The 10,004-nt window shown below is 39.9% G+C and carries 7 protein-coding genes and 1 pseudogene; 1 reads left to right on the top strand and 7 read right to left on the bottom strand.

What is annotated here, in order from left to right; translation table 11 throughout:
* Together V7112_RS15540 and V7112_RS15535 are read right to left on the bottom strand one after the other, a co-directional pair.
* Positions 1 to 1,462: pseudogene (locus tag V7112_RS15540) on the bottom strand (hypothetical protein); the annotation flags it as partial.
* A 254-nt stretch (positions 1,463 to 1,716) separates the two neighbouring features.
* Positions 1,717 to 3,789, bottom strand: coding sequence for a glycosyl hydrolase family 18 protein (locus tag V7112_RS15535; protein ID WP_335421388.1), 2,073 nt, complete (start codon positions 3,787 to 3,789; stop codon positions 1,717 to 1,719).
* A 355-nt stretch (positions 3,790 to 4,144) separates the two neighbouring features.
* On the opposite strand from V7112_RS15535, the gene V7112_RS15530 reads away from it, so the two are divergent.
* Positions 4,145 to 5,371 carry a DUF5667 domain-containing protein gene (locus V7112_RS15530; RefSeq protein ID WP_335421387.1) on the top strand — a complete coding sequence of 409 codons (1,227 nt, stop codon included), beginning with the start codon at positions 4,145 to 4,147 and terminating at the stop codon, positions 5,369 to 5,371.
* A gap of 239 nt (positions 5,372 to 5,610) precedes the next feature.
* Here the strand turns inward: V7112_RS15530 and V7112_RS15525 are convergent, their stop codons facing one another.
* The 5 genes from V7112_RS15525 to V7112_RS15505 all read right to left on the bottom strand — a co-directional run bounded on the left by V7112_RS15525 (position 5,611) and on the right by V7112_RS15505 (position 9,755).
* Positions 5,611 to 7,803 (bottom strand): Ig-like domain-containing protein, encoded by a 2,193-nt coding sequence (locus tag V7112_RS15525; protein ID WP_335421385.1) that lies wholly within the window; start codon positions 7,801 to 7,803, stop codon positions 5,611 to 5,613.
* 48 nt (positions 7,804 to 7,851) lie between these two features.
* Entirely contained in the window at positions 7,852 to 8,118 is a 267-nt protein-coding gene (locus V7112_RS15520) for a hypothetical protein (protein ID WP_335421383.1), read from the bottom strand.
* 211 nt (positions 8,119 to 8,329) lie between these two features.
* On the bottom strand, positions 8,330 to 8,911 hold the full coding sequence (locus tag V7112_RS15515; RefSeq protein WP_335421381.1) for a hypothetical protein: 582 nt from the start codon (positions 8,909 to 8,911) through the stop codon (positions 8,330 to 8,332).
* Positions 8,912 to 9,181: 270 nt separating this feature from the next.
* The gene (locus tag V7112_RS15510) at positions 9,182 to 9,502 is read right to left on the bottom strand and encodes a type II toxin-antitoxin system RelE/ParE family toxin (RefSeq protein WP_335421379.1); all 321 of its coding nucleotides are present in this window, start codon (positions 9,500 to 9,502) and stop codon (positions 9,182 to 9,184) included.
* The gene (locus tag V7112_RS15505; RefSeq protein WP_335421378.1) at positions 9,489 to 9,755 is read right to left on the bottom strand and encodes a type II toxin-antitoxin system Phd/YefM family antitoxin; all 267 of its coding nucleotides are present in this window, start codon (positions 9,753 to 9,755) and stop codon (positions 9,489 to 9,491) included. Before V7112_RS15505 ends, V7112_RS15510 begins: the two co-directional genes overlap by 14 nt.
* Positions 9,756 to 10,004: the final 249 nt, after the last annotated feature.

Genomic DNA, 10,004 nt, shown 5'->3' with positions numbered 1-10,004 from the left:
CTTTGCCCATGTAGTACCATGCGCTACCGCTTTGGACCCAAGCATTTTCAACCATGACACCATCTTTATTCAAATAGTACCATGCACCGTCTTGGACCCAGCTGTTTGTCAGCATCGCGCCTCCTTTGCCAAGGAAGTACCATGTGCTACCGCTTTGGACCCATTTATTTTCAGCCATTGCTCCGTCAGCAGCGAAATAGTACCATTTCCCATCCACTTCCAGCCAATTCGTTACTTTCTCGCCATTTTCATTAAAGAAATACCAAGTATTGTTTTCCATCACCCATCCGCGTTTATTGTTTTCAGGTTCTTCCTCATCATCAACTAGATCTTCTAGTACGGAATAGCCGTAGCCTTCTTCATTGTAGTAGAAAATTGTACCGTTATATACATCAAAACCAGAAAACATTCCTTCAGTAGCAAATAGAAACTTTGGTTCAAATGAATCATCTAAATAGCCCAAAGCATCATTCGAATTTTCGTCACGGCCATTCAACCAAAACCTTCCATCCTCGTCAAATTGAAAATTACTCAGACGAAAAAAGGCATTAAGTAATTTGACTTGTCCTCCTTCGATTGTAAGGACTGCATTATAAGCATAAATGGCTCCTGGTATGTTATATTTTATGAATCCATTCATTAAATTACTTTTATTATTAACTGAAAAAACAGTAAGTGTGAAATCACTTGGAATTGAATAAGTGGTTTCAACACCGTTCCGATCAATCTTAACTAGCTGATGATTATTTTCATCGTGCTCCATTTCATAGTAAAGACTACCTTGTTGATCAAAGGCGAAACTATCTACAAGCTCATAATAACTACCGTAAACCTCATAATCTTCAAAAGCCTTCACCACCCCAAACTCTTTATTTAGGACAAGTGTCGTACCTTGGGTTTCTTCTGCATAGCTTACGGAAGTTTGAGCTACCGCCCAAACAGCTTCCTCACCTTGAAAATAGATGTCACTCGATAATAAAAATTTAGAAGCATCATAGCCGGCTTCTTCAATCATTTGTTTAAATGGTTCAAACAGTTGATCCCCTGTTTTCTTTTTATATTTATTTGTGTTTTTATCAATGATATATACAACTGATAATGTACCATCACCCATAATCTCTATGTAAAGGTTCTGATCCGTTTCCTGTAAGATAATTGGCCAAATATCTTCATAATCTGCCGTCTTTCCTAATTCCGAAGCAGGTATAACAGTTTCAACCAAATCCCCTTCTCTTACCACTACTTTCATTTGCTCCCTATCGGTCCCTACATCTCTACCAATGATAAATGTCTTGTCCTTGTATTGTACTGCATCAGTTACAATATACGGTGTTGTGATTTCAATTTCGTCTAGTGCTGTTGCTGCATCTACTTTATTACCTGCAAATGGAACTGAAAGTAACATAAATAACAAAGTAAACAAAAACACAGCAAATAAATACCTATTTTCTTTCCATGCCATTTTTACTACCTCCTGAAATTTTAATGAGTCTTTTCTACTACTCTATGAGTTTATTATATTTTGGGAATATTTTCAATAGTTAGATAAATATGGAATAGGGGTTCCTTTTCGTAGTTTTATTGATAGTTTCAAAGAGTAATATAGTAAAAAAAGCAATGCAAATTCGGTCAGTTCCGAATTGCATTGCTTTATCGGGACAGAGGGACAGGTTCCTTGTCCCAAATGGGACGAGGAACCTGTCCCCGCGTCCCACATTATGGAATCCAGGCGCCATCGGTTCCAAATCTATACTTCCCGATTGTGGTGTTTGCTGCCATTTCACCGCTGTTGTAGAAGTAGTACCATTTGCTGTTGACTAAGCGCCAGCCTGTTACCATCGCACCGCTTGATTCTAGGTAATACCATTTATTATTCAGTTGCAGCCACCCGGTTTCCATTGCTCCACTCGCATTCATGTAGTACCATTTCCCGGAGGTGTAAACCCAGCCTGTCTGCATGGCTCCACTGGCGTTCATAAAATACCATTCGCCACCTGTTTGAACCCAGCCCGTCCGCATGGCCCCGCTCGTGTTCATAAAATACCATTTGCCGCCTGTTTGAACCCAGCCCGTCCGCATAGCACCACTTGTGTTCATAAAGTACCACTTTCCGCCTGTTTGAACCCAGCCTGTTTTCATTCCCCCACCGCTGTCTAAGAAATACCAAGTACCTGCGTCCTTGAGCCATCCGGTCTTCATGACCCCAGTTGTTTGGTCGAGGTAGTACCAAGTGCCCCTGTCGAGGAGCCAGCCTTTTTTTAACTGACCTTGATTAGTGTAAAAATACCAATTCGCCCCTTCTTGTACCCAGCCGGTTTTTACCACAGTGGCAGTTTGTCCGTCGATAGTTGGGACAATCAGCCTTTGCCCGACGTAAATCATATCGGACGTTAAATTGTTGATTGATTTGATTGCATCTACGGTAGTAGAATAATTTCTCGCAATGCGTGAAAGTGTATCTCCTGCCACAACTGTATACATGGTTGTAGTTGCTGACGGCTGCGGCGGTAATTGTTGTTCACTCGATACATCCGTCTCAGCACCGTGGCCAGCTAGCCAAACGCTAAAGTTATTCCAAATCCTAGTATCCTCCTGTCCAAGCGCCCAGCTCCCCGTACCTTTTAGCTCATAATCATGGACGAGTGATACTTTCTTTTGAAGCGAGGCCTCGTTCTCATACCAGATGTGGTACGTTCCTGGCCCCAGTGTCCTACCCGAAATTTTAATTGGCTCATCCGTTTCCTTTATTTTGATGATCGCCTTCGGTGATTGAGAGCCCTCATCATACACAACCGTTGATTCATATTTTGCAATCATTTCATTGACACGATCTGCCGGAATCCCATAGCCCCCGGTTGTTGCGCCTTCTTGCCAATATCGGCCAAAAAAAGGCAACCCGAGTACAATTTTTTCACTTGGGACACCTTGCTTCAGTGCGTATTCCACTGATTTTTTTACCCACGGATAGCTCGCGACAGGTCCCTCTGGACCGCCCTGATAGCTCTCATCGTATGCCATGATCATGAGGTAATCGCTGTATTGGGCAAGTTTTTTATAATCGTAGGAACCGTGCCACCCCTTTGTCCAGCCGTTTGGGTTTGCTGCGACGGCAACGGACACCTCTTTGTGCTTTGGGATTTTTTCACGTAAAAGCCGAACAAAATCGGTATAATTTTCACGGTCAATGTCGGACACGTTTTCGATGTCAACGTTCACACCGTCTAGATTATATTTTTCAACAGCCGCTGCAATTTCGGTTGACAGCTGCTCGCGGTTAGCAAGCGCTGCTCGACCTTTTTCACGGTCCCAATGATTACTCACAAACGGCACAACTCTGATTCCTTGATTATGCATTTGATTAATAAAATTCTGATCAAGCTGGTATGTAAATTTCAAGGAACCATCTGCGTTCAGATCGAAATAGCTTGGTGCAGTTGTATTGACATTCCCTTGTGTCGCCTGGACTTGCTTTAAAAAGGAACTGGTGCTACCAAAATACAGGTACGACATATTAAAATCAGTCTCATGTGCATACGCTTTGTTGTTGATTGGGAGATTTGCTAGAGTTGCGATAAGTGTTGAACCAACCATTATTTTTACAGTTGCTTTACGAATAGACGGTAATTTGTTTTTTAACAAGTTCTGGATTTTATGCTGGAAATCTTCAGGTTCATTTTGACCTGAATGTAAGAATTCACTTGCAAATTCCGAATCATTTTCGTCGAGGTATATAATCACAACCGTTTCATCTAGTTCTTGTCTCATTTCCCAACGCTTTATTCCATCCATTTTTATCATCCTAATAAGAGATATAGTATTCTTTTTTTAGGGTAAGCGCGTATCACTTGAAGTATGCATAAATTGTTCGTAAAAAAATCATCGTCATCCAAGTAAATGGCTGTTGAGCGAAAAGAAAATCTCTAAAGGTTTCCAACATTTTTAAATAAAAAAATATACCATGCATGATATACTAATATGCATGACAAGTATCCTTCTTTTTGAGAGATTCAAATATGAATCCTGTCATGAGAATATATTATCGAATTTTTTAATAATTTTTTAAATTTTTTTAGTTTTACCCTCACAACCTATCAGATTCCGTCGAATGGTGTAAGGTAAAATCATATACAGGGGGAAATAGTCCATGAAAATTAAAAAATCAATATTAAGCGGTGCAGTAGCATCAGCACTTATTTTTTCTTCATTAGGAACAAGCGCTGCATTTGCAAATGAGGATGTTGTTGAACCAACTCCATCAGACGTTGAAGAAGTAGTTGAAGTAGATGTTACAGATGAAGAGACATCAGTAGAAGAAAATTTGGCTGAAGAAGAAACGGCTACAGAAGATGAGGCTTCAGAGGAAGTATCTACAGATGAAGAAGTAACTGAAGAAAATTCCGCTACAGAAGAAGAAGCTGACAAAGAAGCAACAGAAGAAACTGATCAAGATCAAGAAGAGGCACCTGCATTGGTTCCTGGAGATTTCTTCTACTTTGTAAAAATTATGTTGGAAAAAGTAAGACTTGCTGTAACAATTGATGATTACAAGGAAGCTCGACTTTTAGCTGATTTTGCTGCAGAGCGTATTGCTGAAGCAAATGCATTATTTGCAGAAGGGAAAACTGACGAGGCAGCATCACTTTTAGAAGAGGCAATTGCTACTCAAGAGGAAGCAGCTGAAAGTTTATCTGCATCTGAGGAAAGTGCTAGCGAAGATACAGAAGCGGCAGATGAAACTGAAGTGACTGAGGAAGCTACAGTTGAAACTGAAGTGACTGAAAATCAATCAACTGAAGACACAGAAGCGACAGAAGATGAAGTTGAAGTGAAGCTTGCTCAAAACATTGACGCATTAGTTGCAGCATTATCAAAGGTTAAAAATCCTACAGCTCAGGCAGCGTTAATGAAAAATATTCAAAAGTCTTTTGCGAAATTAGACAAAAAGCTTGCAAAGCTTGAAGCAAAAGCAGCAAAATCCACAGTTGAAACTACTACTGAAGAAGAAGTTGTTGAGGAAGAAATCGCAGTAGATACTGAAACAGCTGTAACAGATGAAACAGCAGAAGTGGAAGTATCAGAAGAAGTAGAAGTAACAGAAAAACCGGTAATAGAAGAAGTAGTAACAGAAGAACCAGTTGAGACTGAAGTTGCAGAAGAAACTACTGTTGTTGCACCAGGATTAGCTAAGAAAGAAGAAGCTAAGGCTATGGCAGCAGAAAAACGTGCTGAAGGTCAGGCAAAAGCTGATGTTAAAAAGCAAGAAGCACAAGAAAAGAAAGTTGAAAAGCAGCAACAAGCTAATGAAAAGAAACAAAACGGCCAAAATAAAGGCGCTGAAAACAAGAAAGACAATGGTAAAGGAAACGAATAAGACATTATACAGAGGCTGGCCCAATGACTCTTTAGGGCTGGCCTTTTTATTCGGAAAAAAAGCATTCAATAAACATTGTTCGATCGAGCAAGCACTCTTTGGATTAAACCCAGGTTTAAATCACCTCCTATTTTTCCCTATAAATAGCGCGTATCGCTTGAAGTATGTCTGAATATGTACAAAAAAGCCACTTGAGATGACTCAAGTGACTTCTTTGGTTATGAATTTTTAGATGAGAACTAGCGCATGATTCCATTACTATAAAAATAGTACCAGATTCCTGAGATATAAGCCCAACCAGTCTGCATGGAGCCACTGGATCTCAGGTAATACCAGGTTGTTCCTTCTTTCAACCAACCCATATGCATCTTCCCGCTACTTTGTAAATAGTACCAGGTGCCATTATCAAAAAGCCAACCGGTTTGCATAGCTCCACCCGGTTTTAAGTAATACCATGCGCCTCCATTTTGAAGCCAGCCAGTTTGCATCGCACCACCTTGGTTCAAGTAATACCAGGTGCCTCCAGTTTGGAGCCAGCCGGTTTGCATCGCACCACCTTGGTTCAAGTAATACCATGTCCCTCCAGTTTGGAGCCAACCGGTTTGCATGGAGCCACTCTTGTTGAAATAGTACCACGTGCCTCCGATTTGCCGCCAACCGGTTTGCATCACACCACCTTGGTTCAAGTAATACCAGATGCCTCCGGTTTGGATCCAGCCTGTTTTCATCGCGCCTGACGACGGATCAAGATAATACCAAAGTCCTCGATCCGGTAACCAACCTGTTTTCTTTTTACCTGTATATTCATCATAGTAATACCAGGTTCCTGCTTCTTGAACCCATCCCGAAATGGATGATTTCACCCTGATTTTAGTGACCTCACTCATATTTCCTTCATTGTCGGTCGATGTGATGAAAAGCTCAGTGCTCATACTTTGAATTGGAATCGGCACTGAAAATTTTCCATTCGCATCTGTTTGACCACTTCCAATCGTATTAGAACCCACTTTTACACTTATTTTTGTATAAGGGTCTGCTGCTCCAGTTACGATTGTGGAATCATCGAAGACTGGGTTTGCCAATGGAGTCTTCGGTAGCCTTTGACCAATTGCAACTAACCCCTCTCTACCAAATGAATAAATGGTCTTATCTTTTCCAATGGCTAATGCTCCTTCCACTCCATCTATCTTCCACTTGACACTACCATCCTTATTAAAAGCATATAAGGTACTTGTCTCTGTCTCACTGTTATTCGAAGTTACATAGACGACACCATTAGAATCGATAATTGCCGAGCTTAGCCAGCTCCCAGTGTTGTAGCTCCAAGAACTCATTTCACTCGTTTTTTTAAAGACATATTGACCGCCACATTCAAATTTTTGATTTAATTTTTCAATTTCATTCAGGTTGAATGCAACAAAATTTCCATCTTCTCCCCCAATATAGATGGTTCCATCCTCCGAAATAGCCGGTGTTGAAGAGATTCTTGTCCCAAAAACATGACACCAGTAACCGCTTTGATTATAGTATGATTCATCTAACAGCAATTCCCAATTTAGATATCCATTCTTTTGCGCTAAAAGTGAACCTACATATGTAGCATTGTATATCGTTCCGTCATCTCCAACTGTTGCAGAGCCAAAACTTGCATCATAGGCTTCAACAAATTGTTGATCTTTAAAAAGCATACCCTGTGCCCATACATATCCGTCCTTTGTAATCGTTGGCGTTGTATAGAAACCCATTTCGTAAAGATACATATCTGGTTCAAAATGATCCCTAGGATTATAACTCCAAATGATGTCACCGCTTGGGTTAATCAAATAGAGCTTTCCTCGTGAATCGTACGCCCCAGTACCGATATAGATATTCCCATTTTTGTCTATAGCTGGACTGGACAGAGATACGCCTTCCTCCAATAATGTTCTCCATTTTTCAGTTCCATTCGGATTCATTGCAATGAGCGCTCCAGGGTAACAGGTCCCTTTTTTACAAAACTTTGGATCCTGTTCTGGTTCCCAGCTTCTTACACCAAGATAGATGGTTCCATCCCTTGCAACAACAGGTGATGATATAGCTTCAGTTTGTTCATCAACATCTCCCAAGGCAACCCTCCATTTTAATGCACCTGAAGGATAATAGGCGAGTAAATCTCCTCTTAAACTGGAAATGGTGTAAATGATCCCATATTTATCAATTGCAATATCGTGACTGAGTTCCCCTGATTTCCACTTTATTTCTGGAATCGAAGGCCCAGCTAATTTTGATTGCCTCGTCCAATTGTAGGAAGTAGGGTGTGGCGCTTCTAATTGATAAGCCCCTTTTTCATACCCTTTCCCCTGCTCAAACAGCACACTCTCCTCTGCACCAACAACAGAAAATCCAAAACAAAAAACCAAAAACAACCATAAAAAAATAACTCTCCTAATCATGTCTTCCCCCTAATTGGGACAGAGGGACAGGTCCCTTGTCCCACATGCTTAATTTTCAATTTTTATCAAATTATAGTAAGCTAGCAAAACTGTAAGAAGGCCAACCCCAAAAAGGATACTTCCCGTGGCTAAAAAACTATTTGAATATAATTCAATCACCAATAGATACAGTGCAGTATCTGCTCCACCCTTTGATACGAGCCAATTTTCTCCCATTGCCAGTCCGAGATTTGCATTGAAAAATAACAATAATACCCCTGCAATACCCAAAAAAGAACCCACAGTAACCAACACTTTTAATCTACTCTTTAACATCCAATCCCCCTCTTGGACTGTGTCCTTAGTCCTAAGTATAATTCGCTAAAATAGCTTATAATCCTCCTTATGACCTTTAAATTTGGGACAGAGGGACAGGTCCCTTGTCCCAGTGGGATGCGTCATGGGTGCATCACTGTTGCTCTTCCCAAAAAACAAGCCAATCACCTCTCGAATTACATTCGAATGGTGATTGGCAAGAAAAGACTTTTTAATCAGTCGTTTCAATCCACCAACCTGCTATATTAATCCCTTGATAATGAACTTCTTTGCCGGTCTCGTCTTCGTAAGAAAAGTAGCCTTTGGCAAACAGGAGATACCAGTTTGTGTAGCCACCAGTTATAGGAACGATTTCTGACTTCGTAACCAAGTGTTGATTTGAATCGATATCGGTTGATACCTTAACACAATCAAAGCCGCTCGGGCAATAGAGCTGGTTCTTTTCACTAACCCAATTTTGAAATGAATCGGAATGAGTCGGGACTCGAAACCCGCAAAACAGGAACGTCACAATAACAAAACCGCCAACCCAGATTTTCATCCTGCCCTTTTTTTCTGCCAAGCCTAGCAAAAGAACTGAAAGAATGCCTGTATATAAAATGGACCACAGAAACAGGCCTTCCCTAAAAATAAACCATCCGAAAAAGGAAACCATGAGACTAAAGCCAAAGATGTCTAGTATGTGCTTGAATACGGATGGATCAATTTTATCAAGATTCACATATTCTTCTTTTTTATAGTTGGTCCAAAATACTGAAATGGCTATTGCAAAAATGAAAAAGATGATTTTCATTGTGCACCTCAGTCGTTATATTTTTTATTTCATTCAGATTACGATAGTAATAGGAACCATCCAGGATATTATATATCAGAGAATAGGAAATTAATATCAAATTTTTCCTTTATTTAACATGTTTCGGAGGTTGAATTATAGTCACTCAAATTTACCCTACACAACATTTATCTAGACCCAATCTTCAAGGAAATTGGACAAAGCCTTCCGGTTCACCGGAAGGCCGACTATCTAGTATTCTCTTGGACAAATGGGATATGTTCAACTGCACTAAATAAGGTCTTGATACTTTTGTTTACCGTACAGAACACGCATGATCACAACTTCTTTGTCGGATTCATTGACTAGATGAAAAATAATATAATTATCAACAATAAGCTTACGGTAGCCTTTATTCTTTAATATCTCATCTCTTACATAACTACAAGAAAACGGGAATTCCTTTAGCCTCATGATGTTTGTTTCCATTTTTTCCAAAAGATTATCAGCTGCATCTTCATTGTAAAGTTCATTTGCAATATAACCGTAAATCTCATCTAGATCTTCATATGCTTTTGGTGTAATTTTAATTTCGAATTCACTTTTTTCCATACTTTTTCTTTAAGTCTTTGAAGACTTCTTCCCCGTCTAAAAGTTCTTCTCCGTTTTTAATTTGAACCTCTGCTTCAGCTAATTTTTGATATAGCTCAAGCTTTCCAAGGGACTTTTCATAAGTTTCCATACTCATTACAACTAAATCTCCATAACCATTTTTCGTAATAAACAGTGGTTCCTTGATTTGGTGGCACAATTCAGAGATTTCTGTTGTATTTCTTAAATCCTTTATCGGACGAATTTCAGGCATAGTCACATCTCCCTGCACTTTATTATGACATAATTATAGCATTATTATGTCATCGCAACAATCGAGCACTGATGAAAAAGATTTTAGATGAAGATGAAAACAATTTTAAAAAACTAAATTAGATTGCAGTGCCACAGACTTTGCTTCGTATGTATTCATTCTACACCATCTCCCTTCTCAATGAAGTGGCTAACCGCCCACCCGCTTTCCGCGGATTTGCGTCGTTTCCGGCTTATTTGCGTCATGCTC

It is taken from the genome of Bacillus sp. JJ1566, assembly GCF_036962685.1.
Lineage (GTDB): Bacteria > Bacillota > Bacilli > Bacillales > Bacillaceae_L > Ferdinandcohnia.
Note: the sequence above shows the minus strand (reverse complement) of the source record. Positions and strands in the feature narration are given on the sequence as shown.